This window comes from Streptomyces sp. NRRL F-525 (assembly GCF_000716605.1).
Classification (GTDB): Bacteria; Actinomycetota; Actinomycetes; order Streptomycetales; family Streptomycetaceae; genus Streptomyces.
Genome location: NZ_JNXE01000005.1, coordinates 355,929 through 376,076, shown reverse-complemented (window position 1 = coordinate 376,076; position 20,148 = coordinate 355,929). Strand labels below are relative to the sequence as shown.

At 69.6% G+C, this 20,148-nt stretch carries 23 protein-coding genes; 12 read left to right on the top strand and 11 right to left on the bottom strand.

The genetic code is table 11. The features are described from left to right. Nucleotides 1-259 precede the first annotated feature (259 nt). Both OO69_RS10825 and OO69_RS10820 read left to right on the top strand, forming a co-directional pair. Nucleotides 260-595, top strand: a complete 336-nt coding sequence (locus tag OO69_RS10825) for an FAD-dependent oxidoreductase (RefSeq protein WP_033280246.1) — start codon at nt 260-262, stop codon at nt 593-595. 74 nt (nt 596-669) lie between these two features. Beyond that, nucleotides 670-1,236, top strand: a complete 567-nt coding sequence (locus OO69_RS10820) for a DUF6817 domain-containing protein (RefSeq protein WP_051800904.1) — start codon at nt 670-672, stop codon at nt 1,234-1,236. A gap of 17 nt (nt 1,237-1,253) precedes the next feature. On the opposite strand, the gene OO69_RS10815 is transcribed toward OO69_RS10820, so the two are convergent. Further along, nucleotides 1,254-1,634: an ATP-binding protein gene (locus OO69_RS10815; RefSeq protein WP_033280245.1), complete on the bottom strand. Its 381-nt coding sequence runs from the start codon at nt 1,632-1,634 to the stop codon at nt 1,254-1,256. Further along, the gene (locus OO69_RS10810; protein ID WP_033280244.1) at nt 1,631-1,816 is read right to left on the bottom strand and encodes a hypothetical protein; all 186 of its coding nucleotides are present in this window, start codon (nt 1,814-1,816) and stop codon (nt 1,631-1,633) included. The genes OO69_RS10815 and OO69_RS10810 overlap by 4 nt, the downstream gene beginning before the upstream one ends. Before the next feature lie 141 nt (nt 1,817-1,957). Between OO69_RS10810 and OO69_RS10805 the strand changes: the two genes are divergently transcribed. Together OO69_RS10805 and OO69_RS10800 are read left to right on the top strand one after the other, a co-directional pair. After that, nucleotides 1,958-2,791 carry a helix-turn-helix domain-containing protein gene (locus tag OO69_RS10805; protein ID WP_033280305.1) on the top strand — a complete coding sequence of 278 codons (834 nt, stop codon included), beginning with the start codon at nt 1,958-1,960 and terminating at the stop codon, nt 2,789-2,791. Beyond that, a complete protein-coding gene (locus tag OO69_RS10800) occupies nt 2,763-2,984 on the top strand; it encodes a DUF397 domain-containing protein (protein WP_033280243.1) in 222 nt (73 codons plus the stop codon). Before OO69_RS10805 ends, OO69_RS10800 begins: the two co-directional genes overlap by 29 nt. 487 nt (nt 2,985-3,471) lie before the next feature. On the opposite strand, the gene OO69_RS10795 is transcribed toward OO69_RS10800, so the two are convergent. Both OO69_RS10795 and OO69_RS10790 read right to left on the bottom strand, forming a co-directional pair. Beyond that, nucleotides 3,472-4,722, bottom strand: a complete 1,251-nt coding sequence (locus OO69_RS10795) for a L,D-transpeptidase (protein ID WP_234444397.1) — start codon at nt 4,720-4,722, stop codon at nt 3,472-3,474. Between the two features lie 211 nt (nt 4,723-4,933). Beyond that, nucleotides 4,934-5,287: a hypothetical protein gene (locus tag OO69_RS10790; RefSeq protein ID WP_033280241.1), complete on the bottom strand. Its 354-nt coding sequence runs from the start codon at nt 5,285-5,287 to the stop codon at nt 4,934-4,936. Nucleotides 5,288-5,417: 130 nt separating this feature from the next. Here OO69_RS10790 and OO69_RS10785 point away from each other — a divergent pair, with 130 nt between their 5' ends. Together OO69_RS10785 and OO69_RS10780 are read left to right on the top strand one after the other, a co-directional pair. After that, nucleotides 5,418-5,711 carry an LAETG motif-containing sortase-dependent surface protein gene (locus tag OO69_RS10785; protein WP_033280240.1) on the top strand — a complete coding sequence of 98 codons (294 nt, stop codon included), beginning with the start codon at nt 5,418-5,420 and terminating at the stop codon, nt 5,709-5,711. A 41-nt stretch (nt 5,712-5,752) separates the two neighbouring features. Then, nucleotides 5,753-6,565: a hypothetical protein gene (locus OO69_RS10780; RefSeq protein WP_078652372.1), complete on the top strand. Its 813-nt coding sequence runs from the start codon at nt 5,753-5,755 to the stop codon at nt 6,563-6,565. Nucleotides 6,566-6,607: 42 nt separating this feature from the next. Here OO69_RS10780 and hutH read toward each other — a convergent pair whose 3' ends face one another. The 3 genes from hutH to OO69_RS10765 all read right to left on the bottom strand — a co-directional run bounded on the left by hutH (nt 6,608) and on the right by OO69_RS10765 (nt 10,561). After that, nucleotides 6,608-8,146, bottom strand: a complete 1,539-nt coding sequence (gene hutH, locus OO69_RS10775) for a histidine ammonia-lyase (RefSeq protein WP_033280239.1) — start codon at nt 8,144-8,146, stop codon at nt 6,608-6,610. A gap of 75 nt (nt 8,147-8,221) precedes the next feature. Then, nucleotides 8,222-9,367: a sensor domain-containing diguanylate cyclase gene (locus tag OO69_RS10770; protein WP_033280238.1), complete on the bottom strand. Its 1,146-nt coding sequence runs from the start codon at nt 9,365-9,367 to the stop codon at nt 8,222-8,224. A 375-nt stretch (nt 9,368-9,742) separates the two neighbouring features. Further along, the gene (locus OO69_RS10765; protein WP_033280237.1) at nt 9,743-10,561 is read right to left on the bottom strand and encodes an enoyl-CoA hydratase/isomerase family protein; all 819 of its coding nucleotides are present in this window, start codon (nt 10,559-10,561) and stop codon (nt 9,743-9,745) included. 146 nt (nt 10,562-10,707) lie between these two features. Here OO69_RS10765 and OO69_RS10760 point away from each other — a divergent pair, with 146 nt between their 5' ends. Further along, entirely contained in the window at nt 10,708-11,298 is a 591-nt protein-coding gene (locus OO69_RS10760) for a hypothetical protein (RefSeq protein WP_234444396.1), read from the top strand. 11 nt (nt 11,299-11,309) lie between these two features. Here the strand turns inward: OO69_RS10760 and OO69_RS10755 are convergent, their stop codons facing one another. Next, the gene (locus OO69_RS10755) at nt 11,310-12,437 is read right to left on the bottom strand and encodes an adenylate/guanylate cyclase domain-containing protein (RefSeq protein WP_033280236.1); all 1,128 of its coding nucleotides are present in this window, start codon (nt 12,435-12,437) and stop codon (nt 11,310-11,312) included. A gap of 118 nt (nt 12,438-12,555) precedes the next feature. Beyond that, complete coding sequence (locus OO69_RS10750; RefSeq protein ID WP_033280235.1) at nt 12,556-13,422, bottom strand: biotin--[acetyl-CoA-carboxylase] ligase; 867 nt, start codon at nt 13,420-13,422, stop codon at nt 12,556-12,558. A 136-nt stretch (nt 13,423-13,558) separates the two neighbouring features. On the opposite strand from OO69_RS10750, the gene OO69_RS10745 reads away from it, so the two are divergent. Together OO69_RS10745 and OO69_RS50075 are read left to right on the top strand one after the other, a co-directional pair. Then, complete coding sequence (locus OO69_RS10745) at nt 13,559-15,160, top strand: acyl-CoA carboxylase subunit beta (protein ID WP_033280234.1); 1,602 nt, start codon at nt 13,559-13,561, stop codon at nt 15,158-15,160. Nucleotides 15,161-15,174: 14 nt separating this feature from the next. Next, complete coding sequence (locus OO69_RS50075) at nt 15,175-15,384, top strand: acyl-CoA carboxylase subunit epsilon (RefSeq protein WP_078652371.1); 210 nt, start codon at nt 15,175-15,177, stop codon at nt 15,382-15,384. A 51-nt stretch (nt 15,385-15,435) separates the two neighbouring features. Here OO69_RS50075 and OO69_RS10740 read toward each other — a convergent pair whose 3' ends face one another. After that, nucleotides 15,436-16,527 (bottom strand): SGNH/GDSL hydrolase family protein, encoded by a 1,092-nt coding sequence (locus OO69_RS10740; RefSeq protein WP_033280302.1) that lies wholly within the window; start codon nt 16,525-16,527, stop codon nt 15,436-15,438. Nucleotides 16,528-16,666: 139 nt separating this feature from the next. Between OO69_RS10740 and mmpB the strand changes: the two genes are divergently transcribed. After that, nucleotides 16,667-16,795, top strand: a complete 129-nt coding sequence (gene mmpB, locus OO69_RS53510; RefSeq protein WP_267885198.1) for a morphogenic membrane protein MmpB — start codon at nt 16,667-16,669, stop codon at nt 16,793-16,795. Nucleotides 16,796-16,826: 31 nt separating this feature from the next. Then, on the top strand, nt 16,827-17,447 hold the full coding sequence (locus OO69_RS10735; protein ID WP_033280233.1) for a Maf family protein: 621 nt from the start codon (nt 16,827-16,829) through the stop codon (nt 17,445-17,447). Here the strand turns inward: OO69_RS10735 and OO69_RS10730 are convergent, their stop codons facing one another. Beyond that, a complete protein-coding gene (locus OO69_RS10730) occupies nt 17,448-17,909 on the bottom strand; it encodes a hypothetical protein (protein ID WP_234444395.1) in 462 nt (153 codons plus the stop codon). A 389-nt stretch (nt 17,910-18,298) separates the two neighbouring features. Here OO69_RS10730 and OO69_RS10725 point away from each other — a divergent pair, with 389 nt between their 5' ends. Then, nucleotides 18,299-20,071 carry an acetyl/propionyl/methylcrotonyl-CoA carboxylase subunit alpha gene (locus OO69_RS10725; protein ID WP_033280231.1) on the top strand — a complete coding sequence of 591 codons (1,773 nt, stop codon included), beginning with the start codon at nt 18,299-18,301 and terminating at the stop codon, nt 20,069-20,071. Nucleotides 20,072-20,148 lie beyond the last annotated feature (77 nt).

Below are 20,148 nucleotides of genomic sequence, written 5' to 3'. Positions count from 1 at the left end.
GGCCACCCACGCCGACCCGGCCCCGGCCACCCACGCGGCCCCGGTCCACGCCAAGTCTGTCGCCGAACCCCTCTCGTCGCTGAGCGCGGCCGAGCGGGCGAACGCGGTGGGCTGACCCCACCCCGAGGAGTACGCACGCCTCCCCGAGAGCCTCGGGCTTCTGCCCGGTGCGGGAGGCGTGCTGCTCCGCACGACCCGCAGTGGACAAGGCTCACCGAACCACCACCGCAGTGCGTCCTTTGTCGAACCACTCAGCAGAGTGCTCATCATCGGCTCCGGTCTCGGCGGCCTGACGCTGGCGCAGGCCCTGCTGGGCAGCGGAATCGACGTCGCCGTCTTCGAACGTGACGCGAGCCCGTGGGACCGCCCCCAGGGCTACCGCCTCCACCTCGACACCGACGCCATCAACGCCGCCCGCGAAGTACTCCCCAGCCACCTGACCGCATTGTTCGAGGCAACCTCACGGTTCACCGAGCCCTTCACCACGATCCTCACAACGGATCTGTCCGTCCTCAAGCGTCTGCCCACCCACGACGACCACGGGGACGTCTGGCCCGACCGCGAGAACAGCCTTGGCAGCATGTCCGTCGGCTGACCGGGCGTCTCCTGCCAGAGTTGTCAGGCGGCCCGGTCGGAGACGACGGCACCCCGGCGAGAGGACCTCCAGCCATGGCACCAGCCGAGCAGCACCACCTGGCGGGCAAGGGACGCGCCGCGATCGACGCGTTTCTGCGCGACCGGGGAGCTGACGAGATGCCCCATCCGGGTGGGACGTTGCTGGCCCATCTGGGGCGTGTTCAGGGGCTGTTGGCGGAGTGGGGAGCGGATGCCGTCGTCCTGACGGCGGGGCTGTGCCACGCGACGTACGGAACGGACGGCTTCGCACCGGCGCTGCTGCCCCTGACCGAGCGGGCCACGCTCGTCGCGTTGATCGCTGAACCGGCGGAGGCGCTCGTCTATCTCTACGCCAGTTGCGACCGCGGCGCTGTCTACCCTCGCGTCGACGGCACCACGGAGTTCGCCTTCCGGGACCGCTTCACCGGCCGCGAACTCAGCCCACCCGCCGACCAGTTGCGGGCGTTCTTCGAGATCACGGCCGCCAACGAACTGGACGTACTGGCCCACAACACGGAACTGGCCGAGCGCTACGGCCCGGCCCTGCACTCCCTCCTCACCCGCGCGGGCGCCCTGCTCTCCCCCGCCGCCCGCGAGGCCGTGGCCCGGCAACTGGGCTGAGTTCAGCTCCGATCGCCTCAACACCCCTTTGCGGTGAGGCTGTTGAGATCGTCCTCCAGCTCGCACCACACCGTCTTGCGATCCGGCCCCTGCTCCACGCCCCAGCGCCGCGCCAGCGCGTCAAGCAGCGCCATCCCCCGGCCGTGTTCGTCCGTCGCGGTCGCCCGGAGCAGCAACGGCAACGCCCTCGGGTCCGGGTCGGTGACCTCGATGCGCGTGCGGCCGTCAGCCGTGGCCAGGACTCTGACGGTCACCGGCGTTCCGTCGCCGACGTGGTCGATCACGTTCGTCACCAACTCCGTTGCGCAGAGGCGGACGTCGTAGGTGTGGTGGCGGAGGTGGTGGCGGAGTTCCGGTACGGCCTTGGGGGTGGCGAGGAGCCTGAGTTCGAACGTCACCGTTCCGCCGCCTTCCGTAGCGCGGCGGCGAGTTCGCGGGCGGTGGCGGTGTTGCAGTTCCCGAGCGCGACGAGGCCGGCGTACAGGATGTCCACGCCGAGGGAAGGGAGCGTGATGTCGTGCAGGGCAAGGGCGTCGCGGAGTTCCTCCACGCAGAGGGTTGTGTCGTAGGGGGTGGACATGAACGGGGGCCTCCGTGCGCTCTGTAACGAATCCCTCACAGGCTGACGTTCAGCTGGCTACCGTAAAAGAGGTTTCGCGTTCGCGACCGGATTTGCGGAGGGGAGTAAGTGGTGGCACGGGGCAAGGACATTGACGGGTCGATGAGCGTTCCGGCCTTCTACGGCAAGGAATTGAGGTGGCAGCGGGAAGCCGCGGGGCTGTCCCTGGAGGGATTCCTCAAGGGGATCTACTACGGCAAGACCTACCTCAGCGACATCGAGCACGGCGAGCGGAGGATCCCACTCGATCTGGCCCAGCACGCGGACCGGGTGTTGGGGACGGACGGGTTCTTCGAGCGGAACTGTGAGGATGTGCGGACGGCGCGGAAGAATGCCCACGCCGAGTACTTCGCCGATGTCCTGGAGTTGGAGGAGCACGCGAGAGAGGTCGAGGAGTGGGACCCGTCCCTGATCCCGGGCCCTCTCCAACTGCCGACATACGTCAGGGCCGTTGTCCTGGCATCGCACCCGACGTACTCCGAAGAGGCGGTGACGGAGAAGATCGAGGCGCGGCGCAAGCGTGCCTGGCTCTTCGAGGATCAGGAGGCACCCGAGAGCTGGCTCGTACTCCACGAGGAGATCCTCACGAATCCGATCCTCCCGCCCGGCGACATGGCCGAACAGCTCGCCCATATCGCAGAGGTGACGCGTAAGCACCGCCGATCCATTCCGCAGATCCTTCTGCGGAACTCAGGGGCGCACCCGTTCATGATGGGCGCCACCAGGTTCCTGGCCTTTGCTGACGCCCCGCCGATCATGTACACGGAGGGGATGTACAGCGGCCAGTTGATCGACGATCCGGCACTCGTGAGCCAGTACTCGAAGGCGTACGGTCGACTCAGGGCCGCCGCACTCCCGCCCGAGGCGTCCCTGAGACTCATCGAGCAAGCAGCGGAGGACTACCGAAATGGCAAGCAGCCGGGGCGACTTGAGTGACGCCCTCTCGTTCGGGAGCAACTACGACGACCACTGCGTAGAGGTCGCCGCCAACCTCCCCGGCCTCATCCCCGTCCGCGACTCAAAGGCCCCGTACCGCCCCGCCCTCATCCTCACCGCCTCCGCCTGGGCCCCCTTCGTCACCGCGCTGAAGACCCCTGTTGACCAGTCGGGCTTGCTGCGGGCGCCGTAGCCGGTATCGTCGTAGACGAGGAACGAGCCCCCGCCACGGCCGGATACCGCGACAGGGGCTCAAGCTCGGTCAGGAGCTTGGTGGGAGGTCCCTAGTCCTTCGGGGGATCTCCCGCTACCTGCTGAGCCACCAGAGCCACCACCTCCTCACGTGCTTGGCCCACGATTCCGGCAGCAACCGGGTGAGTCGACACACAAGAGTCAGCCTTGGCCTGGCATGACGTCCCATAGGGTGCGCCTCCCTTTCCATAGGGAGGCGGCCTTTTTTCTTTACCCGGAACCGCCCCGCTTCGGGCCGGGCCCCGAGGAGAGGGGCCCGGAACAAGGGAGGCGCACCCGAGGTACGTCACGTTCCGTATGCTACTGCCAACTCTCCGCCCCCATGGACCACTTGACTTCCGCAACGCAAAAGGCGGCCGCCCCGCCAGGGGCAACCGCCTTCAAGCAAACCGAAGTTGACCGGAGTCGACAGGTCAGGTCGGGTCAGTTCAGACCGCCGACCCCGCCTTCCACTGCGCCCAGTCCATGTTCCAGCCGTTGAGGCCGTTGTCCGGGGCCACCGTCTTGTCGCCGGTGTTGGAGATGACGACCACGTCGCCGACCATCGAGTTGTTGTAGAACCAGGCCGCCGGCATGTTCTTGTCGCCCGCGCCCTTCACGTCCTGCAGGCCCACACAGCCGTGGCTGGTGTTGACGGAGCCGAACACCGAGGGCGAGCCCCAGTAGTTGCCGTGGATGAACGTGCCGGAGCTGGTGAGGCGGATGGCGTGGGGGACGTCCTTGATGTCGTACTCGCCCTTGCCGTCGTCATCCGTGAAACCGACCGTCGCGCCGTTCATACGCGTCTGCGTGAACTTCTCGGACATCACCATCTGGCCGTTGTACGTGGTGTGTTCGGGGGAACCGGCGGAGATCGGGATCGTCTTGATCACCTTGCCGTCCTGCTCCACCTTCATCTGCTTCGACTTCGCGTCGACGTACGAGACCTGGTTGCGGCCGATGTGGAAGGTGACCGTCTTCTGCTGCACGCCGTAGACCCCGGAGGCGCCCTCGACGCCGTCGAGCGCGAGCTTCAGCGTGACGGTGGAGTTCTCCTTCCAGTAGTCCTCGGGGCGGCAGTCCATGCGCTGGGTGTTGAACCAGTGGCAGACGACTTCCTGGCCGCTGGTGGAGGTGACCGTGATGCCCTTCTGGACGGCGGACTTGTTCGTGATCGCCTTGTTGAAGTTGATCGACACCGGCATGCCGACGCCGACCGTCGAACCGTCCTCGGGCGTGAAGTTCCCTATGAAGCTGTTGGCCGGGGAGACCGTGGTGAAGGAGGCGTTCTCGTGGGCGGCGAGCCCGGCGGAGTCCTTCGCGGTGGCCGCGACCTTGTACGTGGTCGAGCGGTCCAGCTGCGCGCTGGGCTTCCAGCTGAGCTTGTCGGCGGAGATGGTGCCCGCGACGGCCTTGCCGTCCGCGGTCGTCATCGTCACGGCCGTCAGCGTGCCCTTGGTGACCTTCACCGTGGCCGAGTTGTTGATGGAGGCGTTGTCCGAACCGTCCGCGGGCGTGATCTTGATCTGCGCCTCGGAGGACTTCTTCGCGGCCGCCTCGTCGGCCTTGGACTGCGAGCTCTGGCTCGAATCGCTCCCGGACGACTTGTCGTCGCTGCCGGAACACGCCGTGAGCACGAGCACACCGCCGAGCAGTGCGGACGCGGTCACAAGACCCTTGCGCCGCTTACTGTCCGTCATCACACGCTTCTCCATCGTTGCCGAAAAACCTGAAAACCCCGAGTGACCCCGTTGGCCCCGCACGTAGTCCCCGTTAAACAAATTCTTAAGAAACCAACGCTACGACTGATGCGTACCGTTCCGCCTGTCGCCCAGATGTGGGGCACACCACGTCCACGACGAAACCCCGGGCAGCGGCAGCCGCCCGGGGTCACCTGCTCCCGCGCACGGCTCAGCCGACCACTGCCACCCCGTCTGCTTCCTCATCGCCGTCGACATCATCCTCGTCGAGGTCCCAATCCGGCGAATCCGGGTCGTAGTCGATCTCCTCGCTGCTCCACGAGGCCTGGGCCAGCTCGACCCCGGGCATCTCGCTGACCAGGTCGAACGGGTCCACGAGATACGCGAGCGCCTCGGCGGTGTCTTCCGTCACAGCGGTCTCGGCGTGCCCGCGCTCGTCACCGGGCAGCTCGGGATCCTCGGCGATCTTGGCCAGCGCGGCCTTGGTCACGGCGTCCTCGTTCTCGACTTCAAGAACGAGTTCGACACGAAGGCGTACAAAACGTGATGTCTCTTGGGTGCTCATGCCGGGAGCGTACGGCCCACAGCTCCCGTGACTTTCCCGCGACCCGCACAGTTCATTAGCATCGCTCCACACGGCCAATTCGCCAGCGCCACAAGGGGATCGATATTCCGTGTCAACCGCTCGCCGAACGATGCTGACCGCCACCGCCGCGGGCACCCTGCTGGGCGCCCTCTGGTTCGTCCCCTCCGCCAACGCGACGGTGACCGACCAGGCCAGAGTGGAGACTTCGGCGACACCTGCCTCGCAGGTCACCCAGCAGGCCCGGGTCACCTCGACGGCCGTCACCGCCTCCTCCGACGACACCCAACTCGCCGACACCGGCAGCCCGAACACCACGCCGTACATCGTCGGCGGCACGGTGTTCCTCGGCCTCGGCGCCGGTTTCGTGGCGTATTCGGTACGACGGGAACGCCTGGGCTTTTAACCGGCTTGACGCTTCTTTGACCCAAGCTTCATAGTCCGCTCATGAAGAGATCATCGGGCATACGGCTGTGCGTCACCGTCGCGGTGGGCGCACTGTCGCTGGCCCTCATCACCGGTTGCTCCGACGGCGGTTCGGACACGGCCGAGAGCAACACCCGGAATGCCGCGCAGGGTTCGGCGAAGAACACCGACAAGGCGCTCACCGCCGCAGAGTTGAAGAAGCTGATCCTCGCGAAGGCCGATCTCGTCGGCTACGAGGTCGCGCCGGTCGACAAGTCGGTCCCGGCCACCAAGACCGCTGTCACCGTCGACAAGCAGCAGTGCCAGCCGCTGGCCTGGGCCATGTCCGCGCAGGCGCCGGGTGACGCCGCCTCGGCCACGAACGAGACGGCCACCGAGACGAAGAAGGCCTCCGCCTCTCCCTCCAAGTCCGTGGAGGACATGACCGAGAAGGAGATGGAGGACGCGTTCAACGCCTCGCTGGACCACCCGGTCACCCTCATCGGACTGTCCTCGTACGACGGCGACGGCGCGGAGAAGGCCTTCAAGTCCGTCTCCGACGGGATCAAGAGCTGCTCCGGCGGCTTCGCCCTCACCGTGGGCAAGGACGGCACGAAGTACACCGGGGTCGTCGCCGAGAAGGCGTCCGACACCGGTGACGAATCGGTGGCGTTCGGCGCGAGCAGCGTCATGGAGGACACCGGCGGCCAGAAGGGCACCGTGCACACCGAGGTGGTGCGCCACGGCAGCACCCTCGTCACGTACTACACGGTCAACATCGGCGCCCTGATCGCGAACAAGACCTACACCGTGCCGTCCGCGGTGATCGACGCACAGGCCGCCAAGCTGAAGTGACGTACGGGGCCCGGCCCTTGCCGTGGCCGGGCCCCAACCGCCCTACCGCAGCGGCCCGGTGACCTTCTCCACGGCCTCGACGACATGCCCGCCCCGCACGAACGCGTCGGCCGCGGCGAGGTCGGGAGACAGGAACCGGTCGGGGCCGGGTCCCTCAACTCCCGCCGCCCGTACGGCATCGATGACCGCACGGGACGCCGGCGCCGGGGCCAGCCCCTCGCGCAGTTCCACGGCACGCGTCGCCGCGTACAGCTCGACGGCGATGATCCGGGTGAGGTTGTCGACGGCGGTGCGGAGCTTGCGCGCGGCCGACCAGCCCATGGAGACATGGTCCTCCTGCATCGCGGAGGACGGGATGGAGTCGGCGGAGGCGGGTACGGCCAGCCGCTTCATCTCGCTGACCAGCGCGGCCTGCGTGTACTGGGCGATCATCAGCCCGGAGTCGACACCGGCGTCGTCCGCGAGGAACGGCGGCAACCCGTGCGAGCGGTTCTTGTCGAGCAGCCGGTCGGTACGGCGCTCGGCGATCGAACCGAGGTCGGCGATCGCGATGGCGAGGAAGTCGAGGACGTAAGCCACGGGCGCGCCATGGAAGTTGCCGTTCGACTCGACCCGACCGTCGGGCAGCACAACGGGGTTGTCGACGGCGGACGCCAACTCCCGCTCCGCGACGAGCCGTGCGTGCGCGATCGTGTCGCGTCCGGCACCGGCGACCTGCGGGGCGCACCGCACCGAGTACGCGTCCTGGACGCGGGGCGCGTCGTCCTGGTGGTGCCCGGTCAGCTCCGAACCGGCAAGCACGGCAAGCATGTTGGCGGCACTGGCACCCTGCCCGGGGTGCGGGCGGATGGCGTGCAGCTCGGGCGCGAGCACCTTGTCGGTACCGAGCAGCGCCTCCAGGGAGAGGGCGGCGGTGACGTCGGCGGACTTGTAGAGCATGTCGAGGTCGGCGAGGGCCATGACCAGCATGCCGAGCATGCCGTCGGTGCCGTTGAGAAGGGCGAGGCCCTCCTTCTCGCGCAACTCGACCGGCGCGATGCCGTGTTCGGCGAGCAGCTCACCGGCGGGTCGTACAACTCCGTCCGGGCCCTCGGCGTCGCCCTCGCCCATGAGCGTCAGCGCGCAGTGGGAGAGCGGCGCGAGGTCGCCGGAGCAGCCGAGGGAGCCGTACTCGTGGACGACGGGGGTGATCCCGGCGTTCAGCACGTCCGCCATGGTCTGCGCGACCTCGGGCCGCACACCGGTGTGCCCGGAGCAGACGGTCTTGAGCCGCAGGAACATCAGCGCGCGCACGACCTCCCGCTCCACCCGCGGCCCCATCCCTGCGGCGTGCGAACGAACGATGTTGCGCTGCAACTGTGCCCGCAGTTCCGGGCTGATGTGCCGCGACGCCAGCGCCCCGAACCCGGTGCTCACCCCGTACACGGGCTCCGGCTTGGCCGCCAGCGCGTCCACGATCTCCCGCGCCGCGGCGAGCGCCGCGACGGCCTCACCGGAAAGCTCGATCCGGGCGCCGCCACGCGCCACGGCAAGAACGTCGGACGCGGTGACCCCGGACGTCCCCACCACCACAGTGTGCATATCCATATTCAGGAGCGTACGCATTGAATGCGGCGGTGTCACTACCGGGTAGCCACTTAGACCCTTACAGGTAGGTCACGTCCGACGGCCCCGGAAGCGGCGCCGCTCCGCCGGCATCTCCGGTGTCGAGGAGTCCGCGAGCCGCACCACCGGATCGTCCGGCCCGTCCCGCCCGGCGACCACCGGCTTGTCGGCGCGGAGGGCCTTCGCGCGGTACTGGGCGGCATCGGCCAGCCGGAAGAGCCGACGGCCGGAACGCACCGCCCCGATCGGATCCTCCGTCGACGCGACCCCGCACGCGACACCCTCGCCCAGCTCCAACTCGGCGGCGCGACGGCACAGTTCGATCGCCGCGTCGACCACTTCATCGGCGGGCGGCCCGACCGCGAGCAGACAGAACTCGTCCCCGCCGAGCCGCGCGGCGAGCGCGCCCGGGATCATCGCCCCGCACAGCGACAGCACCGACCCGAAGCGCTCAAGCAACCGGTCTCCGACCGCATGCCCCCGGGTGTCGTTGACACGCTTGAGCCCATTGAGGTCGCACACCACCAGGCTGACCACGACCCCGTCCCGCCGATGCCGCTCGATCGCCTCGTCGAGCCGTACGTCGACGGCCCGCCGATTCGCGAGCCCGGTGAGCGCGTCCGTGAAGGCGAGCCGTCGCGCCTCCTCCAGCCGCTCGGTCTGGGCGATCCCGGCCGCGACGACTGAGGCCAGGACCGTGGCGAAGTCGGCGTCACCCCGGTCGAAGACCGGCGCACCGACGGGCCTGGCCACATACAGCTCGCCCCACGCCCGCCCGTGCAGCACGATCGGGGCGACGACACAGCATCCGCGCCTACGACGCCGTAGAGCGGCTACGCGTTGGTGGCAGTAGCCGGGGCTGCCCGCGGCCGGGCCCTCGGCGGTCTCGACCCAGGCGTTGGGCTCGCCGCCGCCCGCCCAGCGTTCGTGCAGGAACTCGGTGATCTCCGGGAACTGGTGCACCGGGTAGGTCTCGCCGTCCGGGAACTCCTCCTCGCCCTCGGCCCGCTCCCCCACGTTCACGAGGACGCGCAGCCGCCCCAGCTCCCGCTCCCACACCGAGAGCGCGGCGAAACTGCCGTCCAGGGCCCGGCATGCCCCGGCTGCCGCCGCCCGCCAGGACTCACGAGGGGTGTGTGCCGCCGCCATCCCCTGCGCCAGCTCCACCACGGCCGCGAGCCGCCTGTCCTCACCCATCACTCCAGGCTAGGGACATTTAGGGCATAGCGGGATATTGATGCGGCGAACAGGTGTCATGGACCTTGGGTTGCCTGTCGAGTGCGGGCCCGGTGGGGGCTGGTCGCGCAGTTCCCCGCGCCCCTAGGGGGTTGGGGCTGGGCGTGTTGGTGAGTGGGCGCGACTGATGCAGGCCCACCCGTCAACACAGGCCGGCACCCACCCCCCAGGGGCGCGGGGCTGTATCGATATGCGACTCCGCCGCGCGAGCGCGACCAGCACAGGCCCACTCACCAACACCGCCAGCCCCAACCCCTTAGGGGCGCGGGGAACTGCGCGACCAGCCACAACGCACCCGCACCCGGCAACGCACGCAAGCCCCCTGCCCCTCCCCCGCTACTCTCCAGGCCACTCCGGCGCCCGCTTCTCATTGAACGCCGCAACCCCCTCCGCCCGATCCCCCGAAAACGCCACCGACCGCCAAGCCGCATCCTCGACCTCAAGCCCAGCCCGCAGATCCAACCCATGCCCCAGCCGCAGGGCCCGCTTGGCCGCGCGCAGGCCGACAGGAGAATTCGCGGCAATGCGCGCACCCAGAGCGAGAGCCTCCTCGCGGTCCTGACCCGGCTCCACCAGGACGTCCACCAGACCCAGTTCCGACGCCTCGGGCGCCTCCAACCTCCTTGCGGTGAAGATCAGTTCAGCCGCCCGAGCCGCCCCCACCCGCCGAGGCAGCAGCTGCGTACCGCCGCCCCCCGGAATCACCCCCACCGACACCTCCGGCAACCCCACCACCGCCGTACCGTCCGCCACGATCAGGTCGCAGGACAGGGCGAGTTCGAAGCCGCCACCGAGGGCGAAGCCGTGCACCGCGGCGATCGTCGGCATGGGAAGCTCCAGGACGCCGGTGTACGCGCCGCGTGCGAGCGGGCGCTGCCGTACGAGTTCCGCGTCCGTGAGGGAGTTGCGCTCCTTCAGGTCCGCGCCCACGCAGAACGCCCGCTCGTGCGACGAGGTCACCACGGTCACGCGCACGTCCCGGTCCGCCGCCAGCGCCGCGCAGGCCTCGGCGATCGAGACCGCCATCGCCGTGGAGACCGCGTTCATGGCCTTGGGCCGGTCCAGGACCAGTTCCGCGACATACCCGTGCCGCCGCACCAGCACGAACTCCCCGAACCGCGACTCGAACCGCGACTCGAACCGCTCCTCGCTCATGCCCGCCTCCTGGTTAACGTGGGTTAACTGACCTCGCCCCGATCATCGCACGCGGCTTCCCCGTTCGGGTGACATCACGCCCAACTCCCGCCGCACCGCCCGTAGAAGCGCATAACGTGCGTCCGCCACACCACAGGGGAGGGATCGTGACGACGACCACGAAGGCGGAGCGGGCCGAGGACACCGCGGAGATAGAGACGCCGCTCCCGCGCGGACGGCACCGCCGTCCCCGCCCCCGCAAGGTCCTCCTCGCCGTCAGCGGGCTCGCCGTGGCCGCCGGGGTGCTGAGCCTCGTACGGCTGGCGCCCGAGTCGGGAGTCGGCGGCCTGGGCACGGCGGAGGCGGAGCCGAGCCCGGAAGCGAGCCGGAGCGCGGACCGCCCGGCGAACGCCGCCGCGACCATCAGCGCCGACCCGGCCGCGATCCCCTCCGCGACCTCGGTGATGGGCGGCAGCACTCCCACCCCCACGGCGGCCTCCGGGGTCGTAGCGACTCCGTACGCGACCGCGACGCCGACGACACCCGTGGACGCGGACCCGACGACCATCCCGGAGACGACGTCGGCCACCACCCCGCCGCCCCAGGCACCGGCTCCCCGGCCGACCTCGACGCCCACGCCGACGCCGACCCCCAGCCGGACCGTCGACTCCCCCGCCCCCGCGCCGAGTCGGCCGAGGCTGTGCGTGCCGATCATCGGGCTCTGCGTGGACGGGCTCGCCAACCACTCGGTTCCGTAGGCGAGTTGGGGCTACGCCGGTGACGAGTCCCGGCGCGTGAGCAGCCAGGGTTCGACAACTCCCAGGCCGCGCACGGGGCGTTGCCACATCGGCTGGAGGGCGAAGCGGTAGGTCGGGGGCTCCTCGCCCTCCTTCTCGGCCGTCGCCGCGGCTTCCGCCGCCTCCGCCTCGGAGGCCGGGGCCTCGCCGCTGCGGATGAGTTCCTCGGCGAAGGCGCTGTCGACGAGGACGGCGTCGCGAGGAGCTATCGACGTGAGCCGGGAGGCGAGGTTGACCGTCGTGCCGAAGACGTCGCCCATACGGGTCGTCACCGTGCCGAAGGCGATGCCGACGCGGAGTTCGGGCATCGTCTCGTCGTTGGCCATGGTCTCGATGAGGCGCAGGGCGATCTCGGCGGCGACCCCGGCGTCGTCGGCGGAGAACAGGACCTCGTCGCCCAGGGTCTTGATGAGACGGCCACCGCGAGCCGCCACCAGGTCGGCGGCCGTGGTCTCGAAGGCCTCGACCAGTTCGCCGAGTTCCTCCTCCTCCATGCGCCGGGTCAGCCGCGTGAAACCGACGAGGTCGGCGAAGCCCACCGCGAGCCGCCGGTCGACCATCTCCTCGTCGTCGCCCGCCTGCACGACCCGGCCGGCCGACGCGGCGAGCTGGCGGCGCCAGACGTAGACGAGGAACTCCTCCAGCTCGGGCAGGAGCAGCTCGATGATCGGGTACGTCACCTCGGTGCGGGACATGCCCGGTTCCGGGGGCTCGGTCAGGCCCTCCAGGAACGAGTCCATCTGCCAGCCGGCCAGCCGCGCGGTGGTCTGCCCGGTGGAGCGGGCCACCTGCACCGCCATCGCCTCGCTGAGCAGCCCCGCCTCGACGAGACCGGCGAGGCGGCGCAGCGCGAGGACGTCCGCCTCGGTGAACGCCTTGGCCTGGCCCACGTCGGCGAAGCCCATGGCCCGCCAGAAGCGCGTGGCCAGCTCCATGGAGACGCCGGCGGTGCGGGCCGCCTGGAAGGGGGTGTAGCGGCGCTCGGCGCCCAGGATGAGCCCTTCGAGGCGCAGCGCGAGCGGGTCCTCGCCGGGTTCGGCGGCATCGGGGGCCACCCGGCCGTCCGCGTCCGCGCCGGAGCCCGTGTCGTCGACGGTCACGCCTGCTGCCCTTCCGATCTGCCACGGTCAGGTATCGACCGGGCCCAATGCTACGGCAGGTGTGGGCCAGCTCACTCCGTGAGTCACACGGGAAGAGCCGCCACAAGAGCGGTCGGGGTCACGCGGGGCGCAGGTGGACGATGTCGCCCGCCCCCACGGGCTCCTGCACGCCGTCCTCCGTGGCCAGCACGAGCCGCCCGTCGCCGTCGATCGCGACGGCCTCGCCGGTGATGGAACGGTCCCCCGGCAGTTCGGCCCGGACGACCCGGCCGAGCGTCGAGCAGCCGGCCGCGTAGGTCTCCTGGAGGCCGCTCTCCAGCGGGTCGCCGCCCGCCGCGCGCCACTTGTCGTACCAGTGCTCCAGGGACCGCAGCACCGCCCGCAGGAGGGGGTCCCGGTCGGTCGTGACCGCCCCCGCCAGGGCCAGGGAGGCCGCCTGCGGCACGGGCAGCTCGTCCTCGCGCAGGGTGACGTTGATGCCGACGCCGACGATCACCGCGTCGTCGCCCGCGCGCTCGGCGAGGATGCCGCCGGCCTTGCGTTCCTCACCGCCGACAGTCACCAGGAGGTCGTTGGGCCACTTGAGTGCCGTGTCGACCCCTGCCGCCCGGGACAGGCCGGTTGCGACGGCGACCCCGGTCAGCAGCGGGAGCCAGCCCCAGCGGGCCACCGGCACATCACCCGGCTCCAGCAGCACGGAGAAGAACAGACCCGAGCGGGCCGGTGCCGTCCACTGCCGGTCGAGCCGTCCGCGCCCGGAGGTCTGCTCCTCGGCGACCAGGACGGTGCCCTCGGCGGCCTTGCCGGCGGCGGCGAGGGCGACGAGGTCGGAGTTGGTGGAACCGGTGCGCTGCACGACCTCCACGCCGGTCCACAGGCCGCCCGCCCGCACGAGGCCGCGGCGCAGCGCGTCGGGGTTGAGGGGAGGCCGTTCCAGATCGGACCACCGGCTGCTGTTCGCGTCTGATGCATCTCGCGGCGTCATGCAAGCCACCCTAGGTGTGTGTCGTGCAAGCCACCCAAGGTGTGTTGTACGCCGCACTGCCGATCGGTAGGCCCGCCACTACTCTACGGATGAGTAACCCGTCCCCCTTTTGAGCAGGCAGGGAGCCGCAATCCCGATGTCCGAGCCGGAAGCGCCTCAAGAGATCGACATCCACACCACCGCCGGGAAGATCGCGGATCTTCAGCGCCGTATCCAGGAAGCGACGCACGCCGGCTCGGCACGTGCGGTCGAAAAGCAGCACGCCAAGGGCAAGTTGACGGCCCGTGAGCGGATCGACCTGCTCCTCGACGAGGGGTCCTTCGTCGAGTTCGACGAGTTGACCCGGCACCGCTCCACGGACTTCGGCCTGGAGAAGAACCGCCCCTACGGCGACGGGGTCGTCTCCGGGTACGGCACGGTCGACGGCCGCCCCATCGCCGTCTTCTCCCAGGACTTCACGGTCTTCGGCGGCGCCCTGGGCGAGGTCTACGGCCAGAAGATCGTCAAGGTGATGGACTTCGCGCTGAAGACGGGCTGCCCGGTCATCGGCATCAACGACTCCGGCGGCGCCCGCATCCAGGAGGGCGTGGCCTCGCTCGGCGCGTACGGCGAGATCTTCCGCCGCAACACGCACGCGAGCGGAGTGATCCCGCAGATCTCCCTCGTCGTAGGCCCATGCGCGGGCGGCGCGGTCTACTCCCCCGCGATCACCGACTTCACGGTGATGGTCGACCAGACCTCGCACATGTTCATCACCGGCCCTGACGTCATCAAGACCGTCACGGGCGAGGACGTCGGCTTCGAGGAACTGGGCGGCGCGCGCACCCACAACGCGGTGTCGGGCGTGGCCCACCACATGGCGGGCGACGAGAAGGACGCGATCGAGTACGTCAAGCAGCTGCTGTCGTACCTCCCGTCCAACAACCTCAGCGAGCCCCCGGCGTTCCCCGAGGAGGCGGACCTCGCCATCACGGACGAGGACCGCGAGCTGGACACCCTGGTCCCGGACAGCGCGAACCAGCCGTACGACATGCACACGGTGATCGAACACGTCCTGGACGACGCCGAGTTCTTCGAGACGCAGCCCCTGTTCGCGCCCAACATCCTCACCGGCTTCGGCCGGGTGGAGGGCCGCCCGGTAGGCATCGTGGCCAACCAGCCGATGCAGTTCGCGGGTTGCCTGGACATCGACGCCTCCGAGAAGGCGGCCCGCTTCGTCCGCACCTGCGACGCGTTCAACGTCCCGGTCATCACCTTCGTGGACGTCCCCGGCTTCCTCCCCGGGGTCGACCAGGAGCACTACGGCATCATCCGCAGGGGCGCGAAGCTGATCTACGCGTACGCGGAGGCAACAGTCCCCCTGATCACGGTGATCACCCGCAAGGCCTTCGGCGGCGCCTACGACGTCATGGGCTCCAAGCACCTCGGCGCCGACCTCAACCTCGCCTGGCCGACCGCCCAGATCGCCGTCATGGGCGCCCAGGGCGCGGTCAACATCCTGCACCGCCGCACGATCGCGGAGGCCGAGGCGGCAGGCGACGTGGAGGCGACGAGGGCCCGCCTGATCCAGGAGTACGAGGACGCCCTCCTCAACCCCTACATCGCCGCCGAACGCGGCTACATCGACGCGGTCATCCTCCCCTCGGACACCCGCCGCCACGTCGTCCGGGGCCTACGCCAACTCCGCACCAAGCGCGAGTCCTTGCCCCCGAAGAAGCACGGCAACATCCCCCTGTAAAGGAGCGCCCCCCCATGAACATCAAAGTCGTACGGGGCAACCCGACCCCAGAGGAACTGGCAGCCGCGTTGGCGGTGGTGAGGGCGCGCGCGGCAGCGGCAACATCAACACCGCCGGGCACCCCAAGGCCCCGCGACGCCTGGTCCGACCCGTCACGCATCGCGGGCGCAAGGCTCCCCCACCCGGGCCCGAGTGCATGGACCCGAACTTTCTGGCCCGGCTAGGTCTTTCAGGGGCGCGGGGAACTGCGCGACCAGCCCCCACCGACCGGCAGGCTACAAACAACGCACCACAGCCTCAGCCATCACCCCGTACCCCTCGTCATTGGGGTGCAGCCGATCCCCAAAGTCATAAGCAGGGTGCAGCCGATCCAACTCCCCCGGATCGGCCATCACCCGATTCAGATCAACAACCCGATCGAACTCCCCCGAACCCCGCACCCACTCGTTGACCTCACAACTCACCTTCGCCGCCCGCTCCCCCCAGTGATCCGACCCCCCGAACGGCAACAAGGTCCCCCCGACCACGGTCAGTCCACGAGCCTGCCGTATCAACTCCCGGTACCCAGCGATGACTTCACCCGCCGAAACCACCGGCGCCGGCTTGTACGTAGGCTGCACATCCGTCTCGCTGAACCCGATGTCATTGAGCCCCAGCAACACAACGACCGTGTCCACCCCGGCCAGTTGAAGCACATCACGCCCAAACCTGCGCACCCCCCGCTCCCCGTACCACGCGGAGTCGTTGAGCAGCAGATTCCCCCCGATCCCCGCGTTCAACACGGCCCGCCCCGTCCGCGAGGCCAACGCGTCCGACCACCGCCGATCGGCCCCCGCCGTAGACCCGAACCCGTCGGTGATGGAGTCGCCAAAGAGAACAATCCCGTCCCCCCGCCCGGAGTCGGTCTCGACGGCGGACAGGAAGTACCAGGACTCACTCGACTCGGTGAACCCCTCCCCACCCAGCAGACACCCCGCACCCCGACAACTGGTCGCGAACGCCTGCGCATGAAAGGTGGCCGGCCCGGTGGCGGAGTCGAAGTACAGCGTGACAACCACCGACTCCCCCGCTGCTACGGCGAGTTGGACCCCGTCGCTCACCAACTCCCCCCGAGCCGGCATCTCCCCCTCCACCGCACCCCCGAAGGTAAGCCGCACCGCAGCCCCGCCACGAGCCACCGAGCCGGAGGCAATCCGCACCGGCGAGTTCCCGTACGCGTTCGAGAACCGCACCCGCACCCTCTCCCCGCCCGCGGTCAGCCGCACGACCTGCCGCAGCGACTGACGCCAGAAGCCCTCACGGGACCAGTTCGGCGTGAAGCCCTCGCTCGGGAGCTGGGGTGACGCGGTCCAGGCAGCAGCGAACATGACGCACCTCTCCAAAAGGAACCACAGTCCCATTACTCTAACGGAACCCTGGACCCTTTTGGAGGCATCGAGAGGAAGGCGGGGAAGTTGAGTACCCGTACTCAGGCGCCCCGGCCCAAACCACCGCAAGCTCGGAAGCATGTTGTGGTCCGACCCCGATGACGAGCCTCCCAAAGACCTGCGGGAGACAGAGGTCATGTTGCGGCGGCTCGGCATCCTCATGGCGCTCGCGATGGTGCTGGCGATGATCGTGCTCGGGCTGACGTGAGCGCCCGGGGCCGCGCCGATACGCTGAACGCATGACAGATCAGCCGCGCCGCCGACTCGTGCTCGCCTCCCAGTCCCCCGCCCGGCTGGGCCTGCTGCGCCAGGCCGGACTTGACCCCGAGGTGATCGTCAGCGGGGTCGACGAGGACGCCGTCAGCGCCCCCACCCCGGCCGAACTCGCCCTCGCGCTCGCCGAGGCCAAGGCCTCCGTCGTCGCCGCGAAGCCCGAGGTCAAGGGCGCGCTCGTGATCGGCTGCGACTCCGTCCTCGACCTCGACGGCGAGGCCCTCGGCAAGCCCGCCGACGCCGAGGAGGCCACCGCCCGCTGGAAGGCGATGCGCGGGCGGGCCGGGACGCTCCAGACCGGACACTGCGTCTACGACACGACGAGCGGCCGGTACGTCTCGGCGACCGCGTCCACCGTCGTCCGCTTCGGCGAACCGACCGACGCCGAGGTCGCCGCGTACGTCACCTCGGGCGAACCCCTTTACGTGGCAGGGGCGTTCACGCTCGACGGCCGTTCCGCACCGTTCATCGAGGGCATCGACGGCGACCACGGCAACGTGATCGGCATCAGCCTGCCGCTGGTTCGCCGGCTGCTGGCCCAACTGGGCGTCGGCATCACGGAGTTGTGGACACCCCGGGAGGGATGATCAGGAGGGGCTGGGGGCGGCCGGCGGAGCGATCGGCCCCGGGCCCTCGCTCTCGCCCTGCTCGGGCCTCCCCTCGGACGGGGCCTCCATGCGGTCGTACGTCATCAGGAGCAGGACGACCAGGGCGAGCACCACCACCATGGACACGAACGCTCCCGGGCCCACCAGGCCCCACGCGAACGCGCCCAGCAGGCCGTGCACGACCGCCACGCTGATCAGCAGGATGCGGCCGAAGCCGGCCGGCGCCCGGTCGCGCAGGGCGACGAGCAGGGCGACCACTCCGCACAGGGCGAAGTAGAGGCCGAAGACTATGCCGCCGACCTTCGAGGAGACGGACATCGCGTCCGGGTCGAGGCCGGCCAGGGACATGTCCTGGCGGTCGACGACGATCCCCAGGAACCAGTTCAGCGCGGCCACTCCGAGCGCCTCCACGAAGAGGACGAGCGCCAAGATCCATGCCACCGGCCTGCGCACCACCGGCTCCACCCACTTCCCACTACCGCTCGATCAAGAGCCTGGTTACCTCAAGTACGTTCGAGACAACCCGAACGCTACTAACGGGTAAACCGCGGGACAAGGGTTGTGTTGGGGGCAAAGAATCATTGGGCCATTCGTAGGGACTCCACAAAGAAACGGCGTGGCACGCGGCACGCTCTCACAGAGACCTTGCCCACACCGGAGAGCTAGGGTTTCCACGAGGAGTCCTGCGTACCGAGGTGCGACAAGGGATTTCGCGGGTCGAGCAGGCCTCGCATCACGCTCCGTGTGGGCAAGCTCACCACTGGGGACGGGTCGATGCGCCGTGTCGGCAGTCCCTAAACTCGGCTTGTTTCAAGGAGGGAGCCTCAATCGTGCGCAAGGTGCTCATCGCCAATCGTGGCGAAATCGCTGTCCGCGTAGCCCGGGCCTGCCGGGACGCCGGGATCGCGAGCGTGGCCGTATACGCCGACCCGGACCGGGACGCTCTGCATGTCCGCGCCGCGGATGAGGCGTTCGCCCTGGGCGGTGACACACCGGCGAGCAGTTACCTGGACATCGGCAAGGTCCTGGGCGCGGCCCGCGAGTCCGGTGCCGACGCCATCCACCCCGGCTACGGATTCCTGTCGGAGAACGCCGAGTTCGCCCAGGCGGTCCTCGACGCGGACCTGATCTGGATCGGTCCGCCGCCGCAGGCGATCCGGGACCTCGGCGACAAGGTCGCCGCCCGGCACATCGCGCAGCGCGCCGGTGCCCCGCTGGTGGCCGGTACGCCGGACCCGGTGTCGGGCTCGGACGAGGTCGTCGCGTTCGCCGAGCAGCACGGGCTGCCCATCGCGATCAAGGCCGCCTTCGGTGGCGGCGGTCGCGGGCTGAAGGTCGCCCGGACGCTCGAAGAGGTTCCCGAGCTGTACGACTCCGCGGTGCGCGAGGCGGTCGCCGCCTTCGGCCGCGGCGAGTGCTTCGTCGAGCGCTACCTGGACAAGCCGCGGCACGTGGAGACCCAGTGCCTGGCCGACTCCCACGGCAACGTGGTCGTCGTCTCGACGCGTGACTGCTCCCTCCAGCGCCGCCACCAGAAGCTGGTCGAGGAGGCGCCCGCGCCGTTCCTCTCCGAGGCCCAGGTAGCCGAGCTGTACGCCTCCTCGAAGGCGATCCTCAAGGAGGCCGGCTACGTCGGCGCCGGGACCGTCGAGTTCCTCGTCGGCCAGGACGGCACGATCTCCTTCCTGGAGGTCAACACCCGCCTCCAGGTAGAGCACCCGGTCACCGAGGAGGTCGCCGGCATCGACCTCGTCCGCGAGATGTTCCGCATCGCCGACGGCGAGGAACTGGGCTACGGCGACCCCGAACTGCGCGGCCACTCCTTCGAGTTCCGCATCAACGGCGAGGACCCGGGCCGCGGCTTCCTGCCCGCGCCCGGCACCGTCACCACGTTCGCGGCACCCACCGGCCCGGGCGTCCGCCTGGACGCCGGTGTCGAGTCGGGCTCGGTCATCGGCCCGGCGTGGGACTCGCTGCTGGCCAAGCTGATCGTCACCGGCGCGACCCGCGAGCAGGCGCTGCAGCGCGCCGCGCGTGCGCTGGACGAGTTCACCGTCGAGGGCATGGCCACGGCCATCCCCTTCCACCGCGCGGTCGTCAAGGACCCGGCGTTCGCCCCCGAACTCACCGGCTCCGCCGACCCGTTCACGGTCCACACCCGCTGGATCGAGACCGAGTTCGTCAACGAGATCAAGCCCTTCGCGGCCCCCACGGACGCCGAGGCGGACGAGGACGCGGACCGCGAGACGATCGTCGTCGAGGTCGGCGGCAAGCGCCTGGAGGTCTCCCTCCCGGTCTCGCTCGGCATGTCCCTGGCCCGCACCGGCCTCGCGGCGGGCGCCAAGCCGAAGCGCCGCGCGGCCAAGAAGTCCGGCCCCGTCGCCTCGGGCGACACCCTCGCCTCCCCGATGCAGGGCACGATCGTCAAGGTCGCGGTCGAGGAGGGCCAGGAGGTCAAGGAGGGCGACCTCATCGTCGTACTCGAGGCGATGAAGATGGAACAGCCGCTGAACGCGCACAAGTCCGGCACGGTCAAGGGACTTGGCGCGGAGGTCGGGGCGTCCATCACGTCCGGCGCGGCGATCTGCGAGATCAAGGACTGACCCCACCGCACGTCCAGAGGTGCCCGGCGGACAGGAACAGCCTGTCTTCGCCGGGCACTTCTGTCATCAACGCCTGG

What these genes read in the sequence shown, in the direction of transcription:
- OO69_RS10765 (WP_033280237.1), bottom strand. Translation starts at nt 10,561, where the DNA reads ATGAGCGAGGAGCGGTTCGAGTCGCGGTTCGAGTCGCGGTTCGGGGAG.
- OO69_RS10805 (WP_033280305.1), top strand. Translation starts at nt 1,958, where the DNA reads ATGAGCGTTCCGGCCTTCTACGGCAAGGAATTGAGGTGGCAGCGGGAA.
- OO69_RS10735 (WP_033280233.1), top strand. Translation starts at nt 16,827, where the DNA reads ATGACAGATCAGCCGCGCCGCCGACTCGTGCTCGCCTCCCAGTCCCCC.
- OO69_RS10745 (WP_033280234.1), top strand. Translation starts at nt 13,559, where the DNA reads ATGTCCGAGCCGGAAGCGCCTCAAGAGATCGACATCCACACCACCGCC.
- OO69_RS10750 (WP_033280235.1), bottom strand. Translation starts at nt 13,422, where the DNA reads ATGACGCCGCGAGATGCATCAGACGCGAACAGCAGCCGGTGGTCCGAT.
- OO69_RS10785 (WP_033280240.1), top strand. Translation starts at nt 5,418, where the DNA reads ATGCTGACCGCCACCGCCGCGGGCACCCTGCTGGGCGCCCTCTGGTTC.
- OO69_RS10800 (WP_033280243.1), top strand. Translation starts at nt 2,763, where the DNA reads ATGGCAAGCAGCCGGGGCGACTTGAGTGACGCCCTCTCGTTCGGGAGC.
- OO69_RS10740 (WP_033280302.1), bottom strand. Translation starts at nt 16,527, where the DNA reads ATGTTCGCTGCTGCCTGGACCGCGTCACCCCAGCTCCCGAGCGAGGGC.
- OO69_RS10770 (WP_033280238.1), bottom strand. Translation starts at nt 9,367, where the DNA reads ATGGGTGAGGACAGGCGGCTCGCGGCCGTGGTGGAGCTGGCGCAGGGG.
- OO69_RS10820 (WP_051800904.1), top strand. Translation starts at nt 670, where the DNA reads ATGGCACCAGCCGAGCAGCACCACCTGGCGGGCAAGGGACGCGCCGCG.
- mmpB (WP_267885198.1), top strand. Translation starts at nt 16,667, where the DNA reads ATGTTGTGGTCCGACCCCGATGACGAGCCTCCCAAAGACCTGCGGGAG.
- OO69_RS50075 (WP_078652371.1), top strand. Translation starts at nt 15,175, where the DNA reads ATGAACATCAAAGTCGTACGGGGCAACCCGACCCCAGAGGAACTGGCA.
- OO69_RS10810 (WP_033280244.1), bottom strand. Translation starts at nt 1,816, where the DNA reads ATGTCCACCCCCTACGACACAACCCTCTGCGTGGAGGAACTCCGCGAC.
- OO69_RS10790 (WP_033280241.1), bottom strand. Translation starts at nt 5,287, where the DNA reads ATGAGCACCCAAGAGACATCACGTTTTGTACGCCTTCGTGTCGAACTC.
- hutH (WP_033280239.1), bottom strand. Translation starts at nt 8,146, where the DNA reads ATGCACACTGTGGTGGTGGGGACGTCCGGGGTCACCGCGTCCGACGTT.
- OO69_RS10780 (WP_078652372.1), top strand. Translation starts at nt 5,753, where the DNA reads ATGAAGAGATCATCGGGCATACGGCTGTGCGTCACCGTCGCGGTGGGC.
- OO69_RS10795 (WP_234444397.1), bottom strand. Translation starts at nt 4,722, where the DNA reads ATGACGGACAGTAAGCGGCGCAAGGGTCTTGTGACCGCGTCCGCACTG.